Annotated in this window: 24 protein-coding genes; 11 read left to right on the top strand and 13 right to left on the bottom strand. The window is 67.9% G+C overall.

Going from position 1 to position 26,882, the window contains the following annotated elements; all coding sequences use genetic code 11:
• Window positions 1-151: 151 nt before the first annotated feature.
• Complete coding sequence (locus tag G3I17_RS29185) at window positions 152-829, bottom strand: Crp/Fnr family transcriptional regulator (RefSeq protein WP_164600808.1); 678 nt, start codon at window positions 827-829, stop codon at window positions 152-154.
• A 182-nt stretch (window positions 830-1,011) separates the two neighbouring features.
• Between G3I17_RS29185 and G3I17_RS29180 the strand changes: the two genes are divergently transcribed.
• The 7 genes from G3I17_RS29180 to G3I17_RS29150 all read left to right on the top strand — a co-directional run bounded on the left by G3I17_RS29180 (window position 1,012) and on the right by G3I17_RS29150 (window position 7,704).
• Window positions 1,012-3,021 carry a hypothetical protein gene (locus G3I17_RS29180; RefSeq protein WP_164600807.1) on the top strand — a complete coding sequence of 670 codons (2,010 nt, stop codon included), beginning with the start codon at window positions 1,012-1,014 and terminating at the stop codon, window positions 3,019-3,021.
• 142 nt (window positions 3,022-3,163) lie between these two features.
• Window positions 3,164-3,835, top strand: coding sequence for an endonuclease III (gene nth / locus G3I17_RS29175; protein WP_343238450.1), 672 nt, complete (start codon window positions 3,164-3,166; stop codon window positions 3,833-3,835).
• Window positions 3,832-4,446, top strand: coding sequence for a TlpA disulfide reductase family protein (locus tag G3I17_RS41170; RefSeq protein ID WP_203590909.1), 615 nt, complete (start codon window positions 3,832-3,834; stop codon window positions 4,444-4,446). Before nth ends, G3I17_RS41170 begins: the two co-directional genes overlap by 4 nt.
• The gene (locus G3I17_RS29165) at window positions 4,443-5,216 is read left to right on the top strand and encodes a CoA pyrophosphatase (protein WP_164600805.1); all 774 of its coding nucleotides are present in this window, start codon (window positions 4,443-4,445) and stop codon (window positions 5,214-5,216) included. Before G3I17_RS41170 ends, G3I17_RS29165 begins: the two co-directional genes overlap by 4 nt.
• Window positions 5,213-6,385 carry a MarP family serine protease gene (locus G3I17_RS29160; protein ID WP_164600804.1) on the top strand — a complete coding sequence of 391 codons (1,173 nt, stop codon included), beginning with the start codon at window positions 5,213-5,215 and terminating at the stop codon, window positions 6,383-6,385. Before G3I17_RS29165 ends, G3I17_RS29160 begins: the two co-directional genes overlap by 4 nt.
• Window positions 6,386-6,437: 52 nt before the next feature.
• Window positions 6,438-6,953, top strand: a complete 516-nt coding sequence (locus G3I17_RS29155) for a SigE family RNA polymerase sigma factor (RefSeq protein ID WP_164600803.1) — start codon at window positions 6,438-6,440, stop codon at window positions 6,951-6,953.
• A 1-nt stretch (window position 6,954) separates the two neighbouring features.
• The gene (locus tag G3I17_RS29150; protein ID WP_164600802.1) at window positions 6,955-7,704 is read left to right on the top strand and encodes a hypothetical protein; all 750 of its coding nucleotides are present in this window, start codon (window positions 6,955-6,957) and stop codon (window positions 7,702-7,704) included.
• Here the strand turns inward: G3I17_RS29150 and G3I17_RS29145 are convergent.
• From G3I17_RS29145 to nhaA, 3 genes are all read right to left on the bottom strand, one after another.
• The gene (locus G3I17_RS29145; protein WP_343238449.1) at window positions 7,645-8,487 is read right to left on the bottom strand and encodes an alpha/beta hydrolase; all 843 of its coding nucleotides are present in this window, start codon (window positions 8,485-8,487) and stop codon (window positions 7,645-7,647) included. The two genes, G3I17_RS29150 and G3I17_RS29145, sit on opposite strands and share 60 nt — an antisense overlap.
• A gap of 113 nt (window positions 8,488-8,600) precedes the next feature.
• On the bottom strand, window positions 8,601-8,999 hold the full coding sequence (locus G3I17_RS29140) for a phage holin family protein (protein ID WP_203590908.1): 399 nt from the start codon (window positions 8,997-8,999) through the stop codon (window positions 8,601-8,603).
• Between the two features lie 72 nt (window positions 9,000-9,071).
• Window positions 9,072-10,277, bottom strand: a complete 1,206-nt coding sequence (gene nhaA / locus G3I17_RS29135) for a Na+/H+ antiporter NhaA (protein WP_164600800.1) — start codon at window positions 10,275-10,277, stop codon at window positions 9,072-9,074.
• 345 nt (window positions 10,278-10,622) lie between these two features.
• Here nhaA and G3I17_RS29130 point away from each other — a divergent pair, with 345 nt between their 5' ends.
• On the top strand, window positions 10,623-11,381 hold the full coding sequence (locus tag G3I17_RS29130; protein ID WP_164600799.1) for a GntR family transcriptional regulator: 759 nt from the start codon (window positions 10,623-10,625) through the stop codon (window positions 11,379-11,381).
• Window positions 11,382-11,402: 21 nt separating this feature from the next.
• On the opposite strand, the gene G3I17_RS29125 is transcribed toward G3I17_RS29130, so the two are convergent.
• Entirely contained in the window at window positions 11,403-12,077 is a 675-nt protein-coding gene (locus G3I17_RS29125; RefSeq protein ID WP_164600798.1) for an SIS domain-containing protein, read from the bottom strand.
• Between the two features lie 53 nt (window positions 12,078-12,130).
• Window positions 12,131-12,571: a hypothetical protein gene (locus G3I17_RS29120; protein WP_164600797.1), complete on the bottom strand. Its 441-nt coding sequence runs from the start codon at window positions 12,569-12,571 to the stop codon at window positions 12,131-12,133.
• 9 nt (window positions 12,572-12,580) lie between these two features.
• Here G3I17_RS29120 and G3I17_RS29115 point away from each other — a divergent pair, with 9 nt between their 5' ends.
• On the top strand, window positions 12,581-12,829 hold the full coding sequence (locus G3I17_RS29115; protein ID WP_164600796.1) for a hypothetical protein: 249 nt from the start codon (window positions 12,581-12,583) through the stop codon (window positions 12,827-12,829).
• 208 nt (window positions 12,830-13,037) lie between these two features.
• Here the strand turns inward: G3I17_RS29115 and G3I17_RS29110 are convergent, their stop codons facing one another.
• The 5 genes from G3I17_RS29110 to G3I17_RS29090 all read right to left on the bottom strand — a co-directional run bounded on the left by G3I17_RS29110 (window position 13,038) and on the right by G3I17_RS29090 (window position 19,539).
• Entirely contained in the window at window positions 13,038-15,182 is a 2,145-nt protein-coding gene (locus G3I17_RS29110) for a DUF222 domain-containing protein (RefSeq protein WP_164600795.1), read from the bottom strand.
• A gap of 399 nt (window positions 15,183-15,581) precedes the next feature.
• A complete protein-coding gene (locus G3I17_RS29105) occupies window positions 15,582-16,280 on the bottom strand; it encodes a hypothetical protein (protein ID WP_164600794.1) in 699 nt (232 codons plus the stop codon).
• Window positions 16,281-16,494: 214 nt separating this feature from the next.
• Window positions 16,495-16,713 (bottom strand): hypothetical protein, encoded by a 219-nt coding sequence (locus G3I17_RS29100; RefSeq protein ID WP_164600793.1) that lies wholly within the window; start codon window positions 16,711-16,713, stop codon window positions 16,495-16,497.
• Window positions 16,714-16,939: 226 nt separating this feature from the next.
• A complete protein-coding gene (acs, locus tag G3I17_RS29095) occupies window positions 16,940-18,874 on the bottom strand; it encodes an acetate--CoA ligase (protein ID WP_164600834.1) in 1,935 nt (644 codons plus the stop codon).
• Window positions 18,875-19,089: 215 nt separating this feature from the next.
• Complete coding sequence (locus tag G3I17_RS29090; protein WP_343238448.1) at window positions 19,090-19,539, bottom strand: MarR family transcriptional regulator; 450 nt, start codon at window positions 19,537-19,539, stop codon at window positions 19,090-19,092.
• A gap of 102 nt (window positions 19,540-19,641) precedes the next feature.
• Between G3I17_RS29090 and G3I17_RS29085 the strand changes: the two genes are divergently transcribed.
• Entirely contained in the window at window positions 19,642-20,094 is a 453-nt protein-coding gene (locus G3I17_RS29085) for a MarR family transcriptional regulator (RefSeq protein WP_164600792.1), read from the top strand.
• On the opposite strand, the gene G3I17_RS29080 is transcribed toward G3I17_RS29085, so the two are convergent.
• The gene (locus G3I17_RS29080; RefSeq protein WP_164600791.1) at window positions 20,095-21,036 is read right to left on the bottom strand and encodes a superoxide dismutase; all 942 of its coding nucleotides are present in this window, start codon (window positions 21,034-21,036) and stop codon (window positions 20,095-20,097) included.
• A 97-nt stretch (window positions 21,037-21,133) separates the two neighbouring features.
• On the opposite strand from G3I17_RS29080, the gene G3I17_RS29075 reads away from it, so the two are divergent.
• Window positions 21,134-22,144, top strand: a complete 1,011-nt coding sequence (locus tag G3I17_RS29075) for a winged helix-turn-helix domain-containing protein (protein WP_164600790.1) — start codon at window positions 21,134-21,136, stop codon at window positions 22,142-22,144.
• Between the two features lie 1,101 nt (window positions 22,145-23,245).
• Here G3I17_RS29075 and G3I17_RS29070 read toward each other — a convergent pair.
• A complete protein-coding gene (locus G3I17_RS29070; RefSeq protein ID WP_164600789.1) occupies window positions 23,246-26,851 on the bottom strand; it encodes a discoidin domain-containing protein in 3,606 nt (1,201 codons plus the stop codon).
• Window positions 26,852-26,882: the final 31 nt, after the last annotated feature.

Genomic DNA, 26,882 nt, shown 5'->3' with positions numbered 1-26,882 from the left:
CCTCCAGATACCCCACCCAAGCAGCCAACACCAACCGCACCACCTACCAAGCCACCATCAGCATCACCATCCACACCCCGCCGCCTTGACACCGCCCCAACCCGCCTAACTAACCGGCCTTGGGGTTAACCCCTCAGAGTGCAGGGGCCGGTCAGCGGGCTCGGCGTTGGAGGCGTTCTATGTCTAGGAGGACTACTGAGCGGGGTTCTAGGCGGACCCAGCCTCGGGAGGCGAAGTCGGCTAGGGCCTTGTTGACTGTTTCGCGGGAGGCGCCGACGAGTTGGGCCAGCTCTTCCTGGGTCAGGTCGTGGTGGACGTGGACGCCGTCGTCGGCGGTACGGCCGAAGCGGCTGGCCAGGTCGAGCAGGGCTTTGGCTACGCGGCCGGGGACGTCGGAGAACACCAGGTCTGCCACGACGTCGGACACCTTGCGCAGGCGGGAGGCGAGCTGCAGGAGCAGGCCGCGGGCCACCTCGGGGCGGCCGGCCAGCCAGCGGAGCAGCTCGTCGTGGGTCAGGGCCATCAGCGTGGCGTCGGTGACGGCGGTGACGGTCGACTGGCGCGGTCCCGGGTCGAACAGGGACAGCTCGCCGAACATCTGGCCCGGGCCGAGCACGGCGAGCAGGTTCTCCCGGCCGTCGGCGGAAGTACGGCCGAGTTTGACCTTGCCCTCGACGACGACGAACAACCGGTCGCCGGAGTCGCCTTCGTGGAACAGCACCTGGCCGCGGCGCAGCCGGCTCTCGGTCATCGACGCGGTGAGCGCAGTGGCTGCCTCGTCGTCCAGCTGGCTGAACAGCGGTGCTTGTCGGAGCACTGCGGCGTCCACGAATGGGCCTCCTCGGACCTGAACTGCGACTTGCGAAGGGACATGCGAGTCCCCTCGGCGCCAGGCGGATCACACCCGGTCGCCCCAAAACCGTAGCTCCTCGGGTGTGTGCACCGCCACGTAGGCCCGTCAGGACGCGCCGGAGCTCCGTCTCGGCGACCCCTGAGCGGTGAAGATGAGGAATGCTCAATTGGCTGAGGAAGCGCCGCGCCCGCGCTCGCGCCGAGGCTGCCGCAGCCGTGCTCGCCGAGGAGACCAGGGCGCTCGGAGCGCGCGCCAGGGGACTGGCCCAGCAGGGGCGTATCCGCGACGCGAGCGTCGTACTGCGCTCCAGCGGCAACCCCCGGTCCGAGCGGATGCTGGTGGGCCTGCTCCGGGAGTACGGCTACTTGGACAAGGCGATCAGCATCCTGCGCGCCAGTACCGACCCGCAGGCGGAGCGCGAGCTGGACGAGCTCCTGCGGCTCCGGGGCCGGCAGCTCGCCCAGAGCTCGATCTCCGCCACCAGCCTCGGCGCCCGTCGGCCCGAAATGTCGGGCGAGGTGAGCCACCTCCTCGAGTACGGCCAGATCGACGAGGCGATCGAGCTGCTGAAGTTGAGCCGCCTCCCCGCCGACCGGACCAGACTGGAGGCCCTGCTCCGCGAGCTCCGCCGAACCGACGAACTCAGAGAAGTCACCAACGCCTCGATCCGGCTCAAGACGCTCCGAGCCGAGGGCCGCCTGGACGGGTTGCGCACACTCGCCGACGCCGGGAGCGGCGAGGCCAGGACCCTGCTGGTCGAGGCCCTCGCCGAGCAAGGCGACCTCGATCAGTTGAGGCCGCTGGCCGTCGGCGACGAGCACGCCACCCTTCTCCTGCTCAACCTGCTGGCCAAGCAAGAGCGGGTGGACGAGTTGCGTGCGTTCATGATCGCCGGTGACACCCGCGCCAAGGACCTGCTGCTGCCGCTGCTCGGTCGCCAAGGCAGGCTCGAAGAGCTCAGGAACCTGAACGACCCGCGGGCCGACGCGCAGCTGGTCGACCAACTGCTCAGGCAAGGCCTCGCCGACCAGGCCGCTGCCGCGCTCCGCGAACGTCCGAAGTCGACGGACCAGGCCGACTACGACTGGCACCGCCTGGCCAGCCTGTACGCCGAACAGGGCCGAACCGACGACGCGATCGCCGTCCTTCGTGAACACCGGGTCTCGCCAGGCCTACTGGCCGAGCTGCTGGCCGGCACCGGCGAGGCGACCGAGGCCATCGCAGTACTGGATGCCTCGAAGAACCGGGACGCCCCGCGAAAGGCCGCCCGGTTGCGCGCCGAGCACGGCCGCCTTGACGAACTCCGGACCCGCGCCGACGCCGGTGACCGCGCGTCGGCCAAGCAGCTCGCCGCGATCCTGGCAGCGGACGGCGAGTTGGACGAGCTCAGGACCAGAGCTGCAGGGGGCGACTGGGTCTACCAAAACTCGCTGGTCCAGACCCTCGGCAGCCTCGGGCACCTGGACGAACTCGAAACCCTCGACGTCCCTACAGCCGGCCTGATGTGGTGGGCAACCGTCCTGGCGAACGCTGACGGCAGCGACGGCGATGCTGACGCGGTGGCTGCCGCGTTGGCCGAGCACGAATCGAAGAGCGACTGGTACACCGGTGAGAACGGAACGGCCAGAATCATCGACCTGCTGGTCGAGAAAGGCCGCATCGGTACCGCCATCGCGTTGGCGACGGCTCGGTTCAGGGCCGGCGACGAGTCGGCCGAGCAGTGGATACCGCGGCCACCGTTGACCCGTATCGGCGAACGTGAGGTCACCGTCAGGCAGTTGCTGACCAAGTCTGCGGTCACTGCGATCCGTGAGCTGCTGCCGACCTGCTCCACCGGCGAGGAACGGCGTACAAAAGCACGAATGGCCGATTCCGACTACGCCATGTATTGCGACCTCTGGGTCACCCTGGTCGCGCCAGATCGAGCCGAGATCGCGGTGGCCTGCTGGACTGTCTACACGGACGCGGCTCGCTACTTCGGAGACGACCCGCCGGATGAGGCGGAGAGGGAGCTGCAGCCGGAAGGCACGGCGATCACCGACCTCGCCATGACCGTCGACATGGTCGACGACCTGGCCGACCATCTCAAGGGCCGCGACCTCCCACGCCCAGCGGGCCGCCACCTCACCATCACCATCCCCCTGCCCACGGCCCAGGCAGCAAGCTGAACGCGACCTGTCGGAGCCCGGACGTAAGCTGGCCTGCATGCCGACGCAGCGTGTCGAGGCTCCAGCCTCGCTTGAATCCCTCCTGGTGCCGCTGAAGCTGCCGCGGAAGGCGCCCGTTTTCACCGACGAGACCCCGACCCAACTGGTCCGGCGGGCTCGCAAGATGCACAAGGTGCTCACGGACACCTACCCGGACGCGCACTGCGAGCTCGACTTCACCACCCCGCTGGAGCTGCTCGTCGCGACCATTCTGTCGGCGCAGACCACCGACGTGACGGTCAACAAGGTGACCCCGACACTGTTCGCGAAGTACCCGGACGCGACGGCGTATGCCGAGGCCGATCGGGAAGAGATGGAGACGATCCTCAAGCCGACCGGCTTCTTCCGGGCCAAGACGAACAGTCTGCTCAAGCTCGGCCAGGTGCTCGTCGACGACTACGACGGCGTTGTGCCCGGCAAGCTGGAGGAGCTGGTCAAGCTCCCGGGCACCGGCCGCAAGACGGCGAACGTAGTACTGGGCAACGCCTTCGGGGTCCCCGGTATCACCGTCGACACGCACTTCGGCCGGCTGGTCCGCCGCTTCGGCTGGACCACCGAGGAGGACCCGGTCAAGGTCGAGCACATCATCGGCGAGCTGTTCCCGAAGAAGGACTGGACGATGCTGTCGCACCGGCTGATCTTCCACGGCCGCCGCCGCTGCCACGCCAAGAAGCCGGCGTGTGGCGCCTGCCCGATCGCGCAGTGGTGCCCCTCCTACGGCACCGGCCCCACTGACCCCGACCTGGCCGCAAAACTGGTCAAGATCCCAGCGTGATCACCCCACCAAGCCCTCGTACTACGGCCGCCCGGCGCTGGGTTGCTGTGCTGGCGACCGTTGCCGTCCTGGGGTTGTTGGTGGCTTGTGGCGATGACAAGCCGGGAAGTGTTGCGAAGGAGCCGGGCGGGACGGTTGCAGGGGCTGACCAGTTGCAGGCTTGCCCGAGCGTCCAGTCGCGGCAGCCGGCGCCCAAGGGGTTGCCGGAGATCAGCCTTCCCTGCCTGGGTAAAGGGCCTGACATCCGCTTGTCCGACCTTCGCGGCCCACTGGTGATCAACGTCTGGGCGCAGTGGTGCGGGCCCTGCCGCGAGGAGGCGCCGTACCTCGCCGAGCTGCACCGCAAGGCCGGCGACAAGCTGCAGTTGCTCGGGATCGACTACATCGACACCCGTCCGGATCTCGCGGTGAAGTTCGCGGTCGACCACAAGTGGGACTACCCGCATCTGGTCGACCGCGACAAGCAACTCCAGCAGCCGTTCAGGATCGCCGGTCCGCCGGTGACGGCATTCGTCGACAAGTCCGGGGCGGTCTATTACCACCGCAAGCCGATCACGTCGCAGCAGGAGCTGGATCAGCTCGTGAAGGACAAGCTGGGGGTCAGCCTGTGAGGACCAGCACGACGTACGACGTGGAGCTGCCCGAGTTCCTGCAGCAGTTGCGGACGGCATCGAAAGAGGTCGACCCGCAAGAGCTGTCCCGGTTCCTGCCGCCCGAGGACGATACGGACGTGCGCGGTTCCGCGGTCCTGATTCTTCTTGCCGATGGCAACCATGCTGACGGCCCGGACGTCTTGCTGACCGAGCGTTCCTGGACGCTGCGTAGCCACGCCGGTCAGATGGCCTTCCCCGGCGGCCGCGTCGACCCCGAGGACGGCACCGGCGTCGAAGGACTGATCCGTACTGCGCTCCGCGAAGCGGAGGAGGAGACCGGCCTCGATCCGGGCGGGGTCGAGGTTTTCGCCGTCTGGCCGTCACTCTGGGTGCCGGTGAGCAACTTCGCCGTGTCGCCGGTGCTCGGCTGGTGGCGGGAGCCGTCGCCGGTCGCGGTGGTCGATCCGGCCGAGGTGGCCTCGGTCCACCGAGTCTCGATCGCGGCGCTGACCGACCCCGCCAACCGGATCAGCTGCTTGCATCCGTCGGGTTTCACCGGCCCGGCGTTCACCGTGGGTGACCTCTACATCTGGGGTTTCACCGCCGGTCTGCTCGACAAGTTACTGAAGCTCGGCGGCTGGGCACGCGACTGGGACCCCGGCAACGTCGTACCGTTGCCCGACCGACTGGTCGAGGCGGCCTGGCGGAGTGTGGGGCGGCGGCCGGAGGATGTTCGACGGCTGACAGCCATCGAGCACGACCTGGGGCGTCCGGAGGGTGTGGAGTGAGCGGTCTCGATATCGCGCTGCTGGTGGTGACGGCGCTGGTGGCGATCTCGGGCTACATCGAGGGGTTCGTGCTCGGCGCCTGCGCCACGCTCGGGCTGCTGGCAGGAGCCGCGGTCGGCGTGTACGGCGTACCGCGGGTGCTGGACAACTTCTCGCCCAGCGTCGAGGTGTCCTTCGCGGCGCTCGTACTGGTCGTGTTGCTGGCCTCGATCGGGCGGACCGTGGGAGCCCTGCTCGGCTCCAAGCTGCGCAACAAGATCTCCTGGAAACCGGTCAAGGCCGTCGACGCGCTCGGCGGCGCAGCACTGGCTGCCGCGTCCGTGCTGGTCGTCTCGTGGGTGCTCGGTGTCGCCGTCAGCGGCGCCCGGATCCCCAGCGTGACGTCGGCCGTGCGTGGTTCGCAGGTGCTCGCCAAGGTCGACGAGGCGCTGCCGGGTGGTGCCGATCGCGCGCTGCAGGCGTTCAACGACGTGGTGAACACCGATCTGTTCCCGCGCTTCCTCGACCCGTTCGTACCGGAGCGGATCCGCGATACGCAGCCGCCGGACGGCGCGATCGCGCGCAACCCCACGGTGCGCCTGGCGTATACCCGGATCGCCAAGGTGACCGGTGTCGCGAACTGCTCACGCGGTCTCGAGGGCAGTGGCTTCGTCTACGCCCCCCAGCGTGTGATGACGAACGCCCATGTGGTGGCCGGCGTGAGCTCGCCGAAGGTGGAGGTCAACGGCCACTCGTACGACGCCAAGGTGGTGCTCTTCGACTCGAGCGTGGACATCGCCGTGCTGTATGTGCCTGAGCTCACCGCGAAGCCGCTGGCGTTCGACACCGACGGCAAGGCCGACGCGCCCGCGGTCGTACTCGGCTACCCCGAGAACGGGCCGTTCGACTCCGAGCCGGCCCGGATCCGTTCCGAGGAGCGGCTGCGCGGCCCGGATATCTACGGCGACAAGACGGTGACCCGCCGGGCCTTCTCCATCTATGCGCAGGTCCGCCCCGGCAACTCAGGCGGCCCACTGCTCTCGTCGAAGGGCACCGTGTACGGCGTGGTCTTCGCCGCCTCCGTCGAGGACAACCGGACCGGCTACGTGCTGACCGCCGAGCAGGTCGCGGAGGACGCCGCAGCCGGCGCCAAGGCGACCCAGGAAGTATCCACACACAGCTGCACCTGATTCCGCTGCATCCCGGTGCAACAGATCGGGGCAGCCGCGGCGTTGGAAGGGTGTGACGATTACGGGCGGGGACACCGAGCGACTCTCGTTCGACGAGCTGGTGACGTCGAGCGAGCGGCGCTTGCTGCGGCTCGCGCTCATGCTGACCGGTGGAGTGCACGGCGCTGAGGATCTCGTCCAGACGGTCCTGGCGCGAGCGCACCGCCGGTGGGACCGGATCGGCGCGCTCGACCAGCCGGACGCGTACCTGAGCAAGATGGTCGTCAACGAGTTCCTGAGCTGGCGTCGGCTGCTCAAGAACCAAGAGGTGCCACTGGCCGACCTGCCGGAGGCCCCCACCGGTGACGACATCGGCACTCGCCATGCACAACGGGACGCGGCTTGGCGTCTCCTCGCGGGCCTGCCGCGCCAGCAGCGCGCAGTACTGGTTCTGCGGTTCTACGAAGACCTGCCGGACGACGAGATCGCCGCCATCCTCGGCTGCTCCCAGGTCACCGTCCGCTCCAACGCGTCCCGCGGCCTGGCGAACCTGCGCGCGAACCTCCCGACCTCTGACAAGGACCACTGAAATGCCCAAACTGACGGACGAAGAGGTCGGCCAACTCCTCCGCGAAACCTTTACGGAGAAGGAAGATCTGCTAGAGCAGTTGCCTGAGGCAACGTCACGGGCGGTACGCCGCAAGGCGCCCGCGCTGCTGGCTGCCGCCGCCGTCCTCGCGGTCCTCGGTGGCGGAATCTCGATCGCCGGAACCGGCCCCGGCTCGTCGCCCTCCGAGTCGGCCAAGGGTTCGACGTCGTCGCGCCCGTCGAACGCACCGTCGAAGGTGTTCGCCGGCCTGCCTGCGCCGGCAGAGTTGAATACCAAGCTGACCGGCCTGGCCATCGCCGAGCTGACGAAATGGGAGCGCCCGGCCGGTGGCTGGCCGGTCGTGAAGGTGCTCGACGCGTCGTACGAGAAGGCGAGTTCCCCGATCGGCGGCGCAGGCGCTGGCACGCCGCTCAGCAAGCAGCAGCAGGCCGGGATCGCGAAGTTCGCGGGAGTGCCGATCAGCTGGGTGAAAGGGGCGCCGGCTGGTCCAGACGTCTGCACTCAGGCCGACGGCACGCCGTACGTCACGCTCGGCCCGATCGTGATGGCCGAGAACGGATCGTCGGCCACGATCGGGATGAGCATGTGGAGAGGCTGCCTGGACGCGCAATGGCTGACCTACCGGCTGACGCCCACCATCATCGCCCAGGAGGGTGGCGCAGGCACGGAGTCAAGAACGGGACCGGGTTGGACCGTCGCCGGGACCGTCGGGCCGGTCGCTGTCGCCTAGCGACTTCAGCCAGTCGAGCAGTAGCTGGTTGAACAACTCCGGCGTCTCCTCGTGGGGGAAGTGGCCGGCGGTGGTCAGTACTTCGTGTTGTAGCCGGCCATCGACCAGCCCCGCGGGTGTGGTCGAGCTGGCCGGGTTGATCGCGCCGTCCAGGGCGCCGTGGACCTGCAGGACCGGTACTGCGACCGGGGTGCGCATGTGGGCGGAGTACCGCCGGCCGTCGGCGCGTAGGCGCGAGCGGACGAACCAGCGGTGGTACTCCAACGCACAGTGCGGCGCCGGCCAAACCTGCAGGGCGGCCCGGTACCGGCGCGACGCCTCAGCGTCAGGGAAGGTGCCGCCCGGGGCAGACCAAGCGCGGAGGAGCTGCTCGATGTGGATGCCGTCATGGGCGAGCAGCCGCCGCTCCGGCAGGATCGGCAGCTGGAACCAGCCCACCTGAGCCACAGACCGCGGTTGCCCGGATCGCATCAGCTGCAGTGGGTGTGGAGCCGACACGGCCGCCAGCGCTCGTACCTGCTTGGGCGCTAGTACTGCGGCTGACCATGCGACGAACCCACCCCAGCCGTGCCCGACGACGACCGCGTCAGTCGCCCCCAGCGACCGGATGACGCCCGAGATATCCGCGGAGACCGTGAAGGGGTCGTAGCCACGCGGGGTCTTGTCGCTGGCGCCGTAGCCGCGCAGGTCCATCGCCACCGCCCGGTACCCCGCTGCGGCGACCACCGGCAGCTGATGCCGCCAAGCCCACCAGAACTCGGGGAAACCGTGCAGGAACAGCACCAGGGGATCGTCCGCCGCGCCGCACTCGGCGACGTGGAACCTCGCCCCATTGGCCGCGACCAGCGAATGCGACCACGGCCCATCGACGAGTAAGTCAGAAACCCCGGCCGGGCTCAGTCGCCCTTGCCGATCGCCTTGAGCGCCTCGACGGACTCCTTCGAGGTCTCGATCGCGCGCTGCGGGCCCTTCGCCTTGCCGATCAGGTTCTTGCCGACCAGGATCAGCGCGGCCGCGATCAACAGGTAGACCACGGCAACGATCAGGAACGCGAGCGCCGGATGCAGGCCGAGCGCGTTCACGCCGTACGCCGCGGCGATGGACAGCAGGATGACCGCGAGCAGCGCCAGGAAGCCGGCGGCGCCGAACAGGCCCGCGCCGGTGCCGGCCTTGATCGCGGTCGACTTCAGCTCCGACTTGGCCAGCTCCAGCTCACTGCGCACCAGGCTGGACAGATCCTTGCTGGCATTGGCGACGAGTTGCCCGACAGTGGGCTCATCCTCGGTCTGCCCCATCGACATGGCGCTCCTTTCACACGGGCCTGCGGTCTCGTGACACTGCCCCCGACACTAGCTTGTACCCGCAGCTCATTCCTCGGCATACGCGCGGTTGCGGCGGAACAGCAGTACGGCCGCGATCAGCGCGGACAGCACCGACGCGACCAGTACCGCGGCCTTGGCGCGCTCGATCTGGGCGAGGTCGTCGCCGAAGGCGAGCTGGGCGATCAGCAGCGCGACGGTGAAACCGATCCCGGCCAGCACCGAGACCGCGCCGACGTCTCGCCAGGCCAGGTCGGAGTTCAGCTCGGCCCGGGTGAAGCGGGCCGTCAGCCACGACCCGCCGAAGACGCCGATGACCTTGCCGGCCATCAACCCGGCGACCACGCCGATAGCGACCGGATCGGTCAGCATCGCGTGCAACGTATCCCCGCCGAGCGTGACCCCCGCGGCGAACAGCGCGAACACCGGTACGGCGACCCCGGCGGACCACGGACGTAGGCGGTGCTCCAGCCGCTCGGCGGGCGACCTGTCCTCGTCCGCGTCAGGCAGCACCCGCGTGACCAGGCCGAGCGCGACGCCCGCGATCGTGGCGTGGATGCCCGACTCGTGCATGAACCACCACGCGCCCAGGACGACCGGCACGTACGCCAGCGGAGTACGGACTCGCCGGCGTTGCAGGAAGTAGAACGCCGCGATCAGGACGACAGCGGCCAGCAGGTAGAGCAGGTTGATCCCGTGCGAGAAGAAGGCGGCGATCACCAGGATCGCGCCGAAGTCGTCGACGACCGCCAAGGTGAGCAGGAACGCTCTGAGCGCGCTGGGCAACGACCGCCCGACGATCGCGAGCACCGCGAGGGCGAACGCGATATCCGTTGCCGTCGGCACCGCCCAGCCGTGCGGCTTGCCATCGGCAACGGTCAGGTTGATGCCTGCGTAGATCAGGGCCGGTGCCGCCATCCCGCAGAACGCCGCGACCACCGGCACGACGGCCTCGCTGAGCTTCGACAGCGTGCCGACCACGAGCTCGCGTTTCAGCTCGACACCGGCCAGGTAGAAGAACAACGTCAGCGCGCCGTCGGTCGCCCACTGCTCGACGGTCAACGGACCGAGCTGGGCGTCGCGCAGGTGGTGGTAGCCGTCCTGCCAGGGCGAGTTCGCCCAGATCAGCGCGATCACCGCGGCCCCGACGAGCACCAGGCCACCGGTCGTCTCGGCCCGCAGCGTGTCGGCCAGGAAGGCGCGTTCGGATCCCAGGATCCGGGGAAAGGCTCGTCGTTTCTGCAGCAGCCGCACCGGCGGCCCCCTTAGGAATGACTCGAGCGGAATGACTCGAGTGGTCGGGCGTGATCGGACCAATCGCCGACCAGACTTCCCGGCACACCGAGCGCGAGGAGTTCCCCGCTCTCACCTGATTCTAACGGGTCCGGGCCGGCCTCGGCGTACCGGTCGTCACAATCTGTGGGCTCTCCTACTGCGAAAGTTAGCCACTTCCTGGGAGGATGATTGCTGGCGGCCTGGGGGGCCGGACAGTACTGTCGGCAGTAGTTAGTGGTCTAGTTGGAAACTTTCAGGAGCACGACGTGGCTCGCGTTCCCCGGCAACCGGTTTGCCGGGCACATTCCCAGGGATACTGACGTCATGGCCCGCCCAAGGAACAACCCCGGTGACCTCGCGGAACTGCCGACACAGTTGCGCACCGACCGGCCGAAGGGTGACCAGATCCGCGAGATTCTCCAGACCCTCACCCGCAGTCTCAGTGTCGGAACCGTGCTGCCCTCCGAGCGCGTTCTGGCAGAGCGTTTCGGCGTCGCCCGGATGACAGTGCGCCAGGAGGTGGACCGCGTCGTAGCCGAAGGCCTCGCGGCGCGCCGGCCGGGCGGTGGCACGTTCGTCGCCGAGCCGCGACCCGCGCGGATGCTCACCTCGTCCTTCAGCCAGGACATGCGCGCCCGTGGCATCACGCCGGGTGCGAAGGTACTGGAGCACCGCGTCGGTACTGCGGACGAGCAACTGGCCTCCGAGCTGGAGGAGCCAGTCGGTACTTCGGTACTGCACCTGGTCCGGCTGCGGACCGCCGACGGCGACCCGATGGCGATCGAGCGGACCGCGCTGTCCCTGCGCCGCTACCCGGGCCTGGACGAGCTGGACCTCGGCGAGGTCTCGCTCTACGACTCCCTCTCGACCCGCTGGGGCGTCACCCTCGGGATGGTCTCGGCCTCGATCGTGGCGGCCCCGCCGGACCCGGCCGACTCCGAGATCCTGGGGATCGACTCCAGCATCCCATGCCTGATCATCACCTCGGCCCCCCGCACGGCCTCGGGCGAAGTGATCGAGTTCGGCCGCTCCGTCTACCGCTCCGACCGCTACGACATCACCGTCGCGTACCGAGCCACCTGAGCCAGGCCGACGTAGTACGGGTCAGGCGTTCAGGCTGCGTAGTACGTCCGGAGTGTGGCCGCGCTCGGCGAGCAGGGTGACGATCTCGACGACGAGCGCTTGCGCGAGCAGCGCACCCACGATCGTCGAGGTCGAGCCGGTCCGCTCCGGGCTGCCGTCGACCTCGATCAACGCATCGCCGGGCACCCCGCAGTTGTCGATCACGACATCCGCGAGCTCGAACAACCGCAGCCCGCTCGGCGCCCGCGACTCCACCGCCGTACTGTGCGCCAGCGACGTCAACGCGATGACCTTCGCGCCCGCCTCCCGCGCACCCGCGGCGAACTCCACCGGTACCGCATTGCGCCCCGAGTTCGAGACGACGAGAACGACATCGCCGGCCGAGACCGCGTTGACCTGCAGCAACACCTCGGCCAAACCACCGAGCCGCTCCAGCAACGAACTCTTCAGCAACCCCTCATGCAACATCAACCCCGGCTCCAGCACCGCCCGCACATTCGCCAGCCCACCGGCCCGCCCATACAGCTCCTCGGCGATCACATGGCTATGCCCGGTCCCGAACACCCAAAAGGTGTTGCCCTCGCCCACAGCATCCGCCACCAGCCCAGCAGCAACCCGTACTGCGCTGAGCTGCGTCCCCGCAGCCCCAGCCGCCAACTCCAGCGCTTTCCCCAAAAACTCCTCGGCTCCACCCATACCCAGAACCTAGCCTTAGCTCCGGTCCAACGGAGAACCCGAGTAGACCAATTTCAGAGCTGAACCGACGCGACGCCGAGGGCGAAGGCGGTGCCCGCGAGGGCAAGCATGATGGTGGCGAGGGTGATCAGCTGGCGTTGGAGGGCTGGGCGTTCGGCTGTGGTGGCGAAGATCCGGCGGGGCCAGTGGTGCCAGGAGACGTACCAGAAGATGGTGGTGGCCGCGAGTAGCAGCAGGGCTTTGAGGGCGTGGATCCACCAGTGGTGGTGGTCGAGCAGGAGGAGCGCCAGCCCGGTGCAGGCGATCACCGCGATCAGGGCGAGGACCTTGTAGCGGTTGCCTGAGGCAATTACTGCGGTGAGGTGTTCGCGATCGTCTTCGCGGGGGCCGAAGTACTTCTTCAGCTTCGGCTGGACGACGAACAGGGAGTAGGCCATTCCGCCGACCCAGGCGGCGGCCAGGCCGGCGTGGATGATGGCGATCAGGGCGGTCACGCGGCGATCATGTCACGGCTTTGTGGTCGTCCTGGTGTTCCTGGACTGTCAGGAACTGGTCGCCGGCCGATCGCCGACGACTGGAACGGCGACGGCACCGACGAGGTCGGCCTCTACACGCCTTCCACGGGCACCTTCGCCCTCCGCCTCGCCGACGGCACCACCCGCTCGATCCGCTACGGCGATCCGTACTGGGAACCCCTGAGCGGCGACTGGAACGGCAACAAGACCAGCAGCCAGGGCATCATCCGGTACTGACCTCAGAACCGAAGCGAGGGGACGGCGGGTCCTTCATCGTTGGTGGCCCCGGCCGGGCCGCGTGGTGTCAACCGAGACAGTGATCGTGTGGGTCGAGCCGAACCAGTTGCCACGGTTGCTGACGATGTGAGCCGGCGCGTTCGACCGGCTCCGGACGTCTCACCCTGGTGGCTTTCGACGGGCGCGCCAGGTGCAGGAAGGTGAGGGGTCAGAAGGGTGGCGGGTCGTCGGGGTTGGGGGTGGAGGTTGGTGAGGGTTTGTGGATGGGGCCGGGTGTTGCGGGTGGGGTGGTGTAGCGGTGGCCGGTGGGGGTGGTGATGGTGGTGGAGCCGTCTGGGTTGTTGGTGGCGGCCCAGCCCCAGGCGGGGGTGTCTTTGATGACGTGGTGTAGTTCGCAGTAGTTGCGCAGGTCGGTCAGTCTGGTGAGTCCGGTCTGGGTGAACGGGATGCCGTGGTCGCGGTCGCATTCGCGGGCGGCCCTGTTGCAGTTCGGCCAGTCGCAGGTGGGGTGTGCTGCTAGCAGGGTCTCCGAGACGAGCATTCCTGGGTCGTGTCGGGTGGTGGATGCTTCGAGGACGGTTCCGTTGGTCGGGTCGGTCAGGATGCGTCGCCAGGTGCTGTCGGTGGCGATGGTTCGGGCCATTTCGGCAGGAATCGGCCCGTATCCGGTCAGCTCGCAGGGCTCGTCGTTCATGCCGAGCAGCGTGGTGATCGGTACGAGGACTTCGATGTGTGGTCGGCGTCGGTGCTGGTCGGGTAGTCGTCGTCCGAGCCAGTCGAGTCCGTTCCACAACATGAAGTCGAACAGGTCCGTGACGACATCGGCCCGTCGCTGATCCGCGGTCCGGTGATCTGCTCGCAGACGCTCACCCGGCGGCGGCTGAGCCTCGTCGGTCGCACCGACGGGGGCACTGTCGGTGCCCACACCGTCAACGGTCACGCCTTCCACAACCGGCTTTCCGACCGACCCGTCGACCGGCTTTCCGACCGACCCATCGACCGGCTTTCCGACCGGCTTTCCGACCGACCCATCGACCGGCTTTCCGACCGAACCCACGTTGACGGCCTGACCGACGGCGGGGTTGTCGCCGGTCTGGCCGGTGGTGGTCGCTTTGTCATCGGCCGTAGCGGGGGTGGCGGTGTCGACCTTCGCGTTGGTGTCGGTCCAGGCATCGCCGTGCTGGTCGTCGTCTGCTGTCCGGCCACTGGTCTCGGGGCCGGCGACTCCGCTGTTGATGGTCGCGTTCCCTGTGGTCGGGCTGTCACCGGTAGGCTGGCGACGGCTCCTGTTGCTGTCGGCCGTCGGGCTGTGACTGGGCGCATGCTCGGTGCTCGCACCTGACTCGGGCCGGGTGTGGCCGGTCGGGGTGTTCGGGCTGGGAGCCTCGGGAGTGGGGGTGGGGCTGGGGGTGTGGCGTTTGGCGAGGTTGGCCATGGCCTGGATGACGATCCAGATCTCCTGGATCTTGTCGGCGGTGTTGACGATCCACAGGCCGGCCATACCGTCGGCGAGCGGGACGATGCGGACCTCGCGGGTTGCCTTGGCTTCGCGATGACGGTCGGCCTCGTTCTTCGCGTTGTATTTGGCAACCTGGCCACGAAGCGACTTCCGGAGATTGGCGTGAGACTGCGACGGTGCCCGCTGCAACACCGCGGCCTCGACCGCCCGGGTCGACGCGTCATCCAGAGCGCGGGTCGCGTCGGAGATCGCGATCGCCTTCGACAAACTGATCGCGCCGCAACGCAACGCCGAATGAGTAGCGGCCAAGACACCGGTCAACCGCAACGCAGTATCGATATGGCCGCTGACAGTCTGCGCGGACAACTTCAACGCACACGCAATCTCCGCGGCCCAGGAACGCTCCGGATCCACCGGACGGCCACTCGAATCGATCTCGCTCGGACGCGGCAGCTCAACCGCCTGAGCCTTGCGCTGACGATAGAACGACGCCATCGCCGACATCCGGATCGACTCAGTCCACGCCGTCAACCGCGCGGTCGCCTTCATCAACTCGATCAACGCCATCGGAGACAACGTCTGCGGGCGGACCTGCGCCAAGGCAGCAGCCAACTCAGGGCCAGGCGGCAAGAACACCCAAGCAGGCGCCGCCGCCTCGAGCAACGTCCGCTCGGCCTCGTCCTGCTCGACGCCTGCCCACAACTCCCACTCAAGCGCATCAATCGCCGACAGCGGTGGAAAGCCCCCGTAGACATCCACCTCGTCGATCAACCGCGGACCGCCAAGACTCTCCGGATCCTCCGGCGCACAGACAGCCCCGGAATCGAACCGTGCATCGACCTCGGCGGCGAACGACTCCCCGCCGTACTCGCGATCGACCACCCCGATATCCATAGCCCAATACTAGAACAGTCGTTCGAATGAAGGCAAATCGCTGCAATCGCGCGCCTGTGATGTCGCAGGACATCGGTGACGGTTCTGCCTCAGGACTTCGGTGACAGTTTCGGGGTTGTTGGTGGTGACACTTCGGTGAGTCGGTGGTGCCGGTGAGGCACTGGCTGGGTCGACTGTCTCGGTGCCGAAGAACGAGCCCGTCGATAGATGGACACGGGGCGCTCGCGGCTAGGAACGGGCTAAGTGACTGGGCTATGTCGCGGGAGTGGTCGGAACGTTCGCATGGTCAAGGGCTGGTCGTGTCGCTCCGCCGATTGAGGTGTCGGGTCTGCTCGCCAGCTGACGTTCCCCGCGGCGACTTACCGACCGAATCCTCACCGCAGGACCGAATTCGCTGTGCTAGCCGATATCGCGGGAATCTTGCTCGTCGGTTCCCGAGATGAATTTCAGGAACCTGCTGCCCAGGGGTGTTACCTGGCCGACGAAGTACTTGTCGTCGAGATCGATCGCTCGTGGGAAGCCTGCTAGAGCACCGACAAGATTGGTGCTCACTAGGTCATCCATGAGAAGCGTGCGCAGATCGTCGTGGCCGTCTAGAACGGGGAGAGGATACCCCCAAATGCCGGCCGCGTTCGGGCGTTGCTCGTCGTGAACAGAGCCGCCCCGCCCGCCGGGGTGGTCTTGCGCCCAGCGGAGCAAAAGAATGTGGCGCGCTGAGAACTGATCAACGAGCCTGAAGAACCGAGCTTGCTCGTCTACATCGGGTGCATCCGGCGCGACCGAGTTCTCCAGAGCATTCCTCAGCGCTTCGAGCTTCTCCTGCTGATGTGTCGTCTGGGCGATCCGAGTGGATTGGATGAAGGCGTCGAGGAACATCTCGTTGTCCAGAAGGCGTTCAACCTTCAGCGCGAGCTGGTTCACCACGTCGGTGATACGCGCTCTCCACTCCGCCAGGCGCCGGTTGTACGGGCCCTCCATGAGGTATTCGTACCAGGCCCCTGCCGCCCCACCAGCTACGGGGAGCGAGCTCAGAGCTCCTGCAAGCAGCTTGTCGATGAGCTCGGTTTTTGGCTCCTCGGGCGGCTGATGCACTGTCATGAGTGCTGAGTCTGGACCACATAGCGATACCAGCGCCAGCGGCCGACGCGACTGCGCCCGGAGTGACCTACGTCGGCAACGGCCACCCCGTGGACTACGCCAAGACCCCTGAAACCGTCACCGATGTCCTGACACATCCAACGTCACCGATGTCCTGAGGCAGAACCGTCACCGATGTGCTGAGACATCACACTGCAATCGCGCGCCAGCCTGGTCAGGTGCGGTTGCGGGGGTGGTTCTTGCCCAGGCGTTCGTTGCCGCGCTTGTAGTTGCCGGTCCAGCGGGCCATCACCTCTTGGGGGTCGTCGTCGACCTCGGCGAGGAACTCGGCGGCGCGGGCGCCGCGCAGTACGGTGGCGGGCTTGCCGTGATGGGTGATGCGGACCGTTCCGTCGGGCCGTTGCGCGTAGTCGAATCCATTGGGTGCCGGCACGGCGCCATTTCAGCAGTGCGGCATCGCTACGGGCAACCGGGTTTCGCCTGGCCGGAACCGTACCTTTCACTGTCCGGAGTTGCGGTGTGACGCAGAACGGCCGGGGCAAGGTCATCCGGGTGACGTTGATCGCGTCGCTCCAATGCCCTCGCGGCTGCTGACGACCAGCTGACAAAAACAGCCTGTACGCCGGCCAGCGGCGTACAGGCTGTTGACGTGCTGGCGGTCAGTCCTCGTCGGACTTGCCGGACTCCAGGTTGGTCTTGATCAGGGCCATCACCGTGCTGTCGGCCAGCGTGGTGACGTCGCCGACCTCGCGGTTCTCGGCGACGTCGCGGAGCAGCCGGCGCATGATCTTGCCGGAGCGGGTCTTCGGCAGCTCGGCCACCACCATGATCTGGCGAGGCTTGGCGATCGGCCCGATCTCCTTGGCGACGTGGTTGCGGAGCTCCTGGACCACGTCCGGCCCGCCGTCCCCGGCCTCCGTGCGCAGGATCACGAAGGCCGCGATCGCTTGGCCCGTAGTCGGGTCGGAGGCGCCGACGACGGCCGCCTCGGCGACCTTCGGATGCGACACCAGGGCCGACTCGATCTCGGTGGTCGACAACCGGTGGCCGGACACGTTCATCACGTCGTCCACCCGGCCGAGCAGCCAGATGTCGCCGTCCTCGTCCTTCTTGGCGCCGTCACCCGCGAAGTACACGCCCGGCCAGCGCGACCAGTACGTCTCCTTGAAGCGCTCGTCGTCGCCCCACAGCGTCCGCAGCATCGCCGGCCACGGCTTGTCGATGATCAGGTAACCGCCGGAGCCGTTCGGTACCGACTTGCCCGCGTCGTCGACCACGTCGACGCTCACGCCCGGGATCGCCTTCATCGCGGCACCCGGCTTGCCCGCGGTCACGCCGGGCAGGGGGGAGATCATGTGCATGCCGGTCTCGGTTTGCCACCAGGTGTCGACGACCGGCGTCTTGTTGCCGCCGATGTTCTCCCGATACCAGATGTAGGCCTCAGGGTTGATCGGCTCGCCCACCGACCCCAGCACTCGCAGGGTGGAGAGGTCGAACTTCTCCGGGATCTGCTTGCCCCACTTCATGAAGGTGCGGATCGCCGTCGGCGCGCAGTACAGGATGGAGACCTTGTACTTCTGGATGATCTCCCACCAGCGGCCCTGGTGCGGGGTGTCCGGGGTGCCTTCGTAGATCACGGAGGTGGTGGCGTTCGCCAGCGCGCCGTAGACGATGTAGCTGTGGCCGGTGACCCAGCCGATGTCGGCGGCGGTCCAGTAGACGTCGGTGTCGGCCTTGAGGTCGAACACTGCCCACTGCGTGTACGCCGTGCCCACCAGGTAGCCGCCGGTTGTGTGCAGGATGCCCTTCGGCTTGCCCGTGCTGCCGGACGTGTACATGACGTACAGCGGGTGCTCGGCGTCGAACGCCTCAGGCGTGTGCTCGGTCGACTGCTTGCCGACGAAGTCGTCCCACCACAGGTCGCGGTTCTCGACCATTGCGGTCTCCTGGCCGGTCCGGTTGACGACCAGGACGTTGCGAACGTCCGGGCAGTCGACCAGCGCGGCGTCGACGGCCGGCTTCAGCGCCGCCGGGGCGCCGCGACGGTAACCGCCGTCGGAGGTGATCACGACGCGGGCATCGCAGTCCAGGATCCGGTCCTTGAGCGCTTCCGCGGAGAAACCGCCGAAGATGACCGTGTGCGGGGCGCCGATCCGGGCGCAGGCGAGCATCGCGACCACGGTCTCGGGAATCATCGGCATGTAGATGGCGACGATGTCACCGGCCTGGACGTTCAGCTCGAGCAGCGCGTTGGCCGCCTTGCTGACCTCGTCCTTGAGCTGGGCGTAGGTGATCTCGCGGGTGTCGCCGGGCTCGCCCTCGAAGTAGTAGGCGACCCGGTCGCCGAGGCCGTTCTCGACGTGCCGGTCGACGCAGTTGTACGCCGCGTTGAGCTTGCCGTCGGCATACCACTTGGCGAACGGCGCGTTGCTCCAGTCCAGCGTCTCGGTGGGCTCGACCGCCCAGCTGATCCGCTTGGCCTGCTCGGCCCAGAAGCCCTCGAAATCGGCGTCGGCCGCCGCATAGGCGTCCGCCTTGACGTTCGCGTTCGCCGCAAGCTCGGCGGGTGGCTCGAACCGGCGCTCCTCGTGCATCAGGTTCGACAGCGCATCGGGCGGGTTGGACTCGGAACTGGTCACGTCGCGGACTCCTTGTTGAGAGCTGCAAGACTGCGGAACGCACGCGGCGTTCCCGTCCCCTTTCTACCAACGCCGGACCACCCGCGGTACTGGTGCCTCGCCCAGCCGCCCTCGATCTGCGCCGAACGGGCGCAATCGTGAACGGCGTCACACGCTGACACCCGAGGAATTCAGCCCTGGTGGTGGTTGAGGACCTTGGCCAGCATGGCGGCGAGCTGGTCCCGCTCCGAGGGGGCGAGCGGGGCGAACAGCTCGTCCTGAGCGGCCAGGACGAGGGTTCTGAGCCGCTCGCACTGCTGCTCGCCGGCGGCGGTCAGCGTGATGATGTTGCGCCTGCCGTCGGCGGGATCAGGCGACCGTACGACGTACCCGTGGTCGGCCAGTTCGTTGAGCGCGGCCACCACGTCACTTCGGTCGATCCCGGTTCGCCGCCCGAGCGTCGCCTGACTGGCCGGCCCGTACTCCGCCAGCGTCGCGAGCAGCCGGTAGTGGTACCCGCGCGCGTTTCCGGCGGCGAACGTCTCGGCGATGATCCGCTGCGCCTGCAACGCACTCTGCGTGAGCAACCAGCTGGGCATGCCCGCCAGCTCGCTCGGCCCTGCGTCGTCACCGGTCGTCACAACCGGAGTCTATTCCGTTGGGTTCACCAACGAGCAGTACGCACTGCAGCTTGCTGCAATCGGTCGGCGAGACCGGCCGGGAAGGCCCGATCGTGTGTCACGATGGCGCATCCGGGGCTTGGGGGGACAGTGGTCGCGATCGAGCAGGACAGCCTGCGGTTGCTCGTCGGTATGCACCGGATCGTGCGCCATCTGCGCCGGACCAGTGCGAGCAGCACGCTGCACCCGACCCAGTTCATCGCGCTGATGCTGATCGGCGACGAGCAGCCGATCCGGATCGGCGAGATCGCGACGCGGGTGCCGTGTTCGCAACCGACCGCGACGACCACGGTCGCGACCCTCGAGGCAGCGGGGCTGGCTCGCCGTCAGTCCGACGTACTCGATGGACGTGCGACCGCCGTCGTGCTCACGCCGCTGGGTGACGAGATGGTCGAGGCGGCCGGCCGGCACGCGGTCGACGACCTCACCAAGCTGCTCGACCGGCTGTCCGACGACGATCGGGCGCTGGTGCTCGCCGCGGGCGCCGTGCTGTCACAGATGGCGGACGACCTCTGACTACCTGAGTCCCGGGACGACGGACACCGTGTACGGCGGGGTGCCGGGCGCGGCGTCGAGCTGGCTGTTCACCCAGAGCAGGCGCTCGCCGTCGCGGGCGATCGTGGTCGGAGTGGAATTGGTTGCTGCGGGCATCGAATCCGCGACCACCTTCGCCTTCGTCCAGTCGCGGTCGAGCAGGGCGAGCCTGGCGACGTACTTGCCGCCGCCCGCGTTGTGGACGGCGTACAGGTGGTGCCCTTCGAGGAGATAGCCGTCGCCGGAGAGGATGCCGTTGGCGCCGCTGACCGCCAGGGTGGTGACGGCTTTCGTGCGTAGATCGACGCGGTAGGTGACGTCCTGGCCCTGCTCGCCGACCAGCAGGGCGCGGCCGTCGGTGACGATGCCGTTGAGGAAGTACGGGGTCGGCTGGATCTTGTCGCGGGTCAGCCAGGGCCTCAGGCGGCCGATCCCATCCTCGGTGAGAGAGGCGCGCCAGAGCTGGTTGTGCGCGGAGTCGGTGACGTAGACGGCGTCCGTGGTGAAGGCGAAGTCGTTGAGGAACGAGCCCTCCGCGGCCGGGCGGATGGCGAGCAGTTGGCCGCAGGCGTCGTACATGTAGAGGTTGGAAGTGGCGGCGCCGGCGACCAGTACGCGTCCCCAGTGGTCGACGTGGATGCCGGTCGCGGTGGTGCGGCCGTCGCTGCCGGCCGGCAGGAAAGGTCTGAGCTTGGGATCGCGGACAGTGCCTCGGTAGACAGCGCCGGTGCCGACGCTGGTGACGTAGATCGTGCCGTCGCGGGTCAGCTCGATACCCTCCGGAGTGTCGCCAGGGATGGTCGAGACGAGGTACGAGCCCGGGCGGGGGCGGTGCTCCTGCCGGGCCTGGGCCGTGGGCTGGACGGTCGTGGCGATGAGCGGAGCGGCCAGCAGGATGGTGGTGGCGGTGCGTCTGCGGATCATGCTCTCCAGAGTGGTCGGCAGGTGGGGGTGGCTCGACCGGTTTCGGCCAGCGCCGAAGGCGTATCCCTACGAGGGTGTCGGCGGGCACAATCGGAGGATGTTGCGGATCCACTTCAGCCCGGCTGACCTGGCCCGGGTGACGTTTCCGGCCGAGCCCCAGCCGCTCTGGGAGGCGGCGCTGGCTGCCCGGGCGCTCGGTGGGCTGGCGGTCGGTGGGCTGTCGGTCACGCCGGCCGGACGTCGGTGGCGGCGGGCAGCGGCACCCCTGGTCCGCCCGTCGATGCGACCGCTCTTCAAGCTGATCAGCCCGACCGGGCGGGTCCCCGACTTCCTCACCCCCGAGGTACCGGCTGCTGGGCTCGAGTCGAGCCTGGCCGTACTGATGGACACCCCTGCTGAGGTGGTCAGGGATGAGCTCGGGCCGTACCTGCCGCCCGAGGTCGATCTGTTCATGCGAGGCCTGCTGGCCGGCGCCGCCGAATCGCGGCGGGCGCTCGGCAACGCGGTTCGCGACTTCCACCAGGACGTACTCGTGCCTTCCGGGGTCGAGCTGGAACGTCGCTACGGCGCAGACCTGGCGCTGCGCTCCCGTGCCCTTCTCCAGTCCGGAGTCGAGGGCTTGCTGGCCAGCCTCCACCCAGACATCGAGTGGGACGCACCTCTCCTCACCACCCACGGCCTGAGCCCTGGCCCCGCCTACGACATCCACCTGGCCGGCCGCGGCCTGCAGCTCTACCCGTCGTCCCTCACCGCGGAAACCCTGGTCCTGGACGTCCCCCACCGCCGCCCAATGCTCATCTACCCGACCGCCGACCTCCCCTTCACCGACGAGATCGACGGAGACGCCCTAGCCGACCTCCTGGGCCGCACCCGAGCCGCCGTACTCCGCGCCTTGACCACCAGCGCCAGCACCACCCAACTAGCCCGCCGCACCGGCATCTCCCTAGCCTCCGCCAGCGAACACGCCCAAGTACTACGCAACGCCGGCCTCATCACCACCCACAGAACCGCCGGCGCGGCCCACCACTCCCTGACTCCGAGCGCCCACCACCTACTGACTACCGGGTCGACTCGGGAGGTGGGGCGGGCGTCGATCCGCGGTCGATGATGCGAGGCTGGTGCGGGTCCATGATCGGTCGCGTGAGGCTGATGTGGATTCGTGGTGCTGTCCCGAGGTGGGTGTGGTTCGCGGTCTCCGCTGCGGGAGTGTCCTAGTCGAGACGATGAGCGTCAAGAGCGCCTTCGCGTCCCGTCGGGATCGAACAAGTTCGACTCTTGACCCTCATCGTCTCGACCAGGGAAGGACGCAGCTATGTGGATCCCGCGGAGAGGTGTGAGCCGGGGGCCATCTTGGGTCAGGCCGGCCGAGTCGCGGGGAAGTGGTGGTGAAGTCGGCCGGGTTGCGGGGTCGGGGTGAGGTGGGGGTTGAGCGGGAAACTTTTGGTCGCCAGGTGCAAGTTTGTTTCCACCGCCGCGGGTTTGCTGGGGGCGACGGGCTGCTGTGCATACCTAACTCGGTAGGCAAACGCTTACCTCGGTGTGTCGGGGCGCTCGCGGCGAGTTATGCGTGCGTGGCGGTCCCGGTCGGCCCCCTCGGCCAAACGCGACAGGTGTGTCTGTCGGTGATGGTGCTGTTTTGGGCGGTTTTGGGGGCTGGGTTCGTGTTGGTGGGGGTCGGCTGGCGGGTTGTTGTACCGCTAGCGTCTTGTAGGGCGCTAGTGGTCGGATAACGCGCTAGTGGCTGAGGAATCGGGGTCGCCGGGCCCGCCCGCACGCCGCCCGGGCGCGGTGCGGCGGGGGCGTCAGGGGTGCCCGGATGGTGCCTCGCCGGGTGGAATCTCGGGTGCCTATGGTGCCCGGATGGTGGCTGGCCTTGGGATGGTGGTGATCCATCCATTGTGGTCAGTCTTTGCAGCGGCTCCGGGATAGCTGCGTCTTTGCCTGGTCGTGGTGGTGGGTGTCAAGAGTCGAACTTGTTCGATCCCGAAGGGACGCCGGAGGCGCTCTTGACGCGCGTCGCCGCGACTAGGACCATTTCGCAGCCCGGCGACGCGATCCAGAGTCCCCTTGGCGGCAGCACCCCGAATCCAGAGTCCCTTGGCGGCAGCACCCCGGATCCAGAGTTCCCCTTCCGTCAGCACGCCGGATCCACCCGCGCCGAACCGCCGGGAGGGTCGGACTCCCGGCGGTCGGCCTTACCTAGTGCGGGTTAGTTGCGGACGATGGTGAAGGTGGTGGTGGTGTTGCGGATGTCTACCGCGTTGTTGGAGAGGGTCAGGTTGTTGAAGGTGGCCGTGCCTACGGCGGGGCCCTGGCCCGGTTCTGGGAGTTCGTTGGCCCAGATGCCGAAGCCGGACTTGGCGTCGAAGGCGTCGCCGGACTTACGGGCGCCGGAGATCGAGACGTTGGTCAGGATCGTGTCGGCGACCGGGAACTGCGGCTGCGAGCCGACGTAGTTCGTCTGGAACATGATCCCGCTGTAGGTGGGATCGACGATGTCGACGTCGGTGAGACGGATACCCTGGAAGACCTTCGAGGCCGAGAAGATCCAGATGCCGGGGAAGGTCTGGGCTCCCCAGAAGTGGCCGCCGGATCTGACCACCGAGATGTTCTCCCAGCGCGTCGGCGGGGTGGCGCCGAAGCCGTTCATCGGGATGCCGAAGTCGAGCGAGCTGATCGTGATCCCGGAGTACACCAGCATGTCCGCGACGTACAGGTTGCGGAACACGTTGTTGGTGCCGCCGTAGACCGCGAAGCCGGCCGCCCGCCAGGTCAGCGTCGCCGAGAGGTTCTCGAAGACGTTGTCCCGGACTTCGCCCCCGCCGCCGTCGACGGCGTTGAAGAGCGCGAAGCTGTCGTCACCGGTACTGCGGGCGTCGTTGTTGCTGACCAGGTTGCCGGCCGAGCCGTTGGTCATGTTGATGCCGTCGGCGAAGGTGTCCCGGATCCGGGTGTTCTTGATCGTGGAGTTGTCCGTGTTCGCACCCCAGTACAGGCACATCTGGTGCTCGATCCAGATGTTGTCGATCGTCATGTTCGACGTGCCGTTGAAGTTGAACACCTTGCCGGGACCGTCGTTGCGGGTGTTGTAGTTGCCGAAGTACGAGAACCCGCTGAAGGTCGACCCGTTCGCCGACGATGCGGCGTCGAAGCCGACGTCGGTGTTGGTCTGGGTGGTCGGTGCGATGAACCGCGTGAACCACGGTCCGGCGCCGACGACCTTGATCGCGCGGCTGTTGACGTTGAACTTGCCCGACGTCTGGTAGTTACCGGCAGGCAGGTAAACGCCTTGCAGGGTTGAGCTCTGCTGCGCCGTGTTGAGCGCGTTCTGCACGTCCTGCTGGCTGAAGCCGGCCGGTACGACGTATCCCGCGCCCGGGTTGGCGATCGGCGTGGCCTGCTCGGTGTCGATGAAGTCGATCGCGTAGTTGGTGGTGTTCGCCGGATCCTTCTGCAGCTTGATCTTGGTACCGGCCGGGAAGGTCCCGTCCAGCAGGATGTTCGCCTCGTCGTAGATGTGCCGCGCCGGACCCGCACCCGGCGAGTTGCCCGGGCCGGCCTCCGCGCCGTACAGCCACGCGTACTTCGAGGTCAGCGGCAACGCCTTGTGGAAGGTGCCGTTGACATAGACGTTGATGGTCGAGTCGATCCCGCCACCACCGGCCGAGTCCGGGATGGAGAACCGGGTGACGAGCGTGTTCGTGCTCGCCTTGGTGGTGAACTCGACGAAGGAGCCGTTCGAGTTCAGCGTGACCGCCTTGCGGCCGGATGCCTCACCGGCGAGGTCGCCGATGGCGCGGTTCGGGCCGACCACGATCGCGCCGCCACCGACCGAGGCGTCCTCGGCCTCCAGGTGGTCGTACGGCATGTTCGCGCCGCGGCCTACGAAGAACGGCCGCTCGCTGGTGTTGTTGGTCCGCTTGACGGGCAGCTCGTTCGCGTCGTCGGCGAGCACCACGCGGACGGAGTACCGGCCGTTGGCCGCTGTCCAGCTGCCGAGGTTGATCGGCGCCGTGGTGGCTCCGGCGGCAATCGCACCGGAGTACGAGCCGGTGAACGTCTGTACGACGGTACTGCCGCTCAGCAGCGTCAAAGTGATGCCGTGAGCGCCTGCCGCCGAAGCGATGGTGCCCTGGTTCTTGATCGCGACCGAGAACGCCACGGTGTTGCCGGCGGCCGGGTTGCCCGGGCTCCAGCTCACCGCGGAGGCGATCAGGTCCGAGCTCGCGACCGGGGTGACGACCAGCGGGCTCGCGCTGTTACCGGTGTTGTTGGCGTCGTTCTGCTCGATGACGGTGTTCGCCTCGTCGACCTTGGCGCTGAGCGGGTAGCTGCCGGCGTCCCGTGCGCCGATCGCTGCCGTGACCGTCGCGGACGCACCGGCGGCGATCGCGCCGACGGCCGCAGTACCGACCTTGGTCGTACCGAGGTAGAAGTTGACGTCGGTCGCCGTGGAGGCCGCCGTGCCGGTGTTGTTCACCCGGGCGGACACCGTGATGACGTCGGTCTCGACCGGTGCGGTCGGGGTCCAGGTGACGTTGGAGACGGTCAGGTCCGGGTTCGGGGCGGGTACGCCCATCACCTGGAACTCGGCGACCTGGCCGGCCGGGGCACCGCTGTTGGCGGTGAAGTTCAGCCGGACGTCGGCGACGCGCGAGCTGACCGGGATCGTCACGGTGTTACCGGACGACGGGCTGAAGTTGTACGTCGCGGAGGCCACGATGGTGGTGAAGCCGGCCGCACTCTGCTCGCGTCCGAGGATCGAGAACGTCTGGCTGCGGTTGCCCCAGGCGCTGTCCGGGTTGAGCCGGATCACGATCGAGCTGACGTCCGCGTTCGACCCGAGCAGGGTGGTCAGGGTCGCCGGGTTGGCGTTGCCCTCCCAGTAGGTCTGCACGTTGTCGTCGTTCGCGTTCGTGGCGACGAAGGTGTGCACGAAACCGGACGCGTTGATCGGCTTGCCGAGCGCGAGGTTGGTACCGGGCCCGTTGCTGCCGCCGCGGGTGACGGTGTTGCTGTTCGGCGACTGGTTGCCGACGGCATCTTTCGCGCGAACGAAGTAGCTGACCGAGGCGCTGGCCGGCTGGTTGTCGGTGTAGGTCAGCACATTGCCGGCCACGCTGGTGCGCAGCGCGCCGTTGGCGTACAGGTCGTACCCGGTGACGCCGACGTTGTCCGTCGAGGCGGTCCAGGTGAGCCGGATCTGGCCGGCGGCGGGCTCGGTGTAGGCCAGGCTTCCCGGGGCGGTAGGAGCCTGGGTGTCACCGGTCGCCGGGCCGTAGACCTCGAGTTCGGAGACCTGCCCTGCGGGCCAGCCGGTGTTCGCGGTGACCAGGATCCGGACGTACCGCACGGTCGAATTGCCGTAGTCGATCGTGACGGTGTTGCCCGGCGCGTTGAAGGCGCGCGACGCGGAGGCGGACAGGTCGTTGAAGTTCTGGCCGTCGGTACTGCCCTGGACGGCGAGCGTCTGGTTGCGCGAACCCCAACCGGTCGGCAGCTTGAGCACGACCTGGTTGGTGCTGACCGACGACCCGAGGTCGACCCGGACCCACTGCGGGAACGCGTTGTTCGCGCTCTCCCAGTACGAGCCCTGGTTGCCGTCGGTGACGTTGGCGGCGGCGTAGTTCTGGGTGTTGCTGCTCGAGCTCGCGGACTTGCCGGCCGCGAGGTTGGGACCGGCCAGTACTGCGGCCGCTGCGGTCGCGCCGCGGCTGTGGGGGCCGGCCGCGGCGATCATCGGGCCGGCCGACAGCAACAGACTGCCGACGACCATGGCGGCCAGCAGCCGCCACTTTCCACGTGTGGTTCTCATGGCATCCGGGGCCTCTCCGATGGGCGGGGGG

The organism is Streptomyces sp. SID13031, assembly GCF_010548305.1.
Lineage (GTDB): Bacteria > Actinomycetota > Actinomycetes > Propionibacteriales > Kribbellaceae > Kribbella.
Note: the sequence above shows the minus strand (reverse complement) of the source record. Positions and strands in the feature narration are given on the sequence as shown.

Bases quoted from the DNA above. Each gene is read 5' to 3' on its own strand.
- G3I17_RS29115 (WP_164600796.1), top strand. From the start codon at position 12,581: ATGTCACGGCTTTGTGGTCGTCCTGGTGTTCCTGGACTGTCAGGAACT.
- G3I17_RS29125 (WP_164600798.1), bottom strand. From the start codon at position 12,077: ATGGGTGGAGCCGAGGAGTTTTTGGGGAAAGCGCTGGAGTTGGCGGCT.
- acs (WP_164600834.1), bottom strand. From the start codon at position 18,874: ATGCACGAGGAGCGCCGGTTCGAGCCACCCGCCGAGCTTGCGGCGAAC.
- G3I17_RS29130 (WP_164600799.1), top strand. From the start codon at position 10,623: ATGGCCCGCCCAAGGAACAACCCCGGTGACCTCGCGGAACTGCCGACA.
- G3I17_RS29110 (WP_164600795.1), bottom strand. From the start codon at position 15,182: ATGGATATCGGGGTGGTCGATCGCGAGTACGGCGGGGAGTCGTTCGCC.
- G3I17_RS29070 (WP_164600789.1), bottom strand. From the start codon at position 26,851: ATGAGAACCACACGTGGAAAGTGGCGGCTGCTGGCCGCCATGGTCGTC.
- G3I17_RS29075 (WP_164600790.1), top strand. From the start codon at position 21,134: ATGTTGCGGATCCACTTCAGCCCGGCTGACCTGGCCCGGGTGACGTTT.
- G3I17_RS29180 (WP_164600807.1), top strand. From the start codon at position 1,012: ATGCTCAATTGGCTGAGGAAGCGCCGCGCCCGCGCTCGCGCCGAGGCT.
- G3I17_RS29150 (WP_164600802.1), top strand. From the start codon at position 6,955: ATGCCCAAACTGACGGACGAAGAGGTCGGCCAACTCCTCCGCGAAACC.
- G3I17_RS29140 (WP_203590908.1), bottom strand. From the start codon at position 8,999: ATGGGGCAGACCGAGGATGAGCCCACTGTCGGGCAACTCGTCGCCAAT.
- G3I17_RS29085 (WP_164600792.1), top strand. From the start codon at position 19,642: ATGGCGCATCCGGGGCTTGGGGGGACAGTGGTCGCGATCGAGCAGGAC.
- G3I17_RS29105 (WP_164600794.1), bottom strand. From the start codon at position 16,280: ATGACAGTGCATCAGCCGCCCGAGGAGCCAAAAACCGAGCTCATCGAC.
- G3I17_RS29080 (WP_164600791.1), bottom strand. From the start codon at position 21,036: ATGATCCGCAGACGCACCGCCACCACCATCCTGCTGGCCGCTCCGCTC.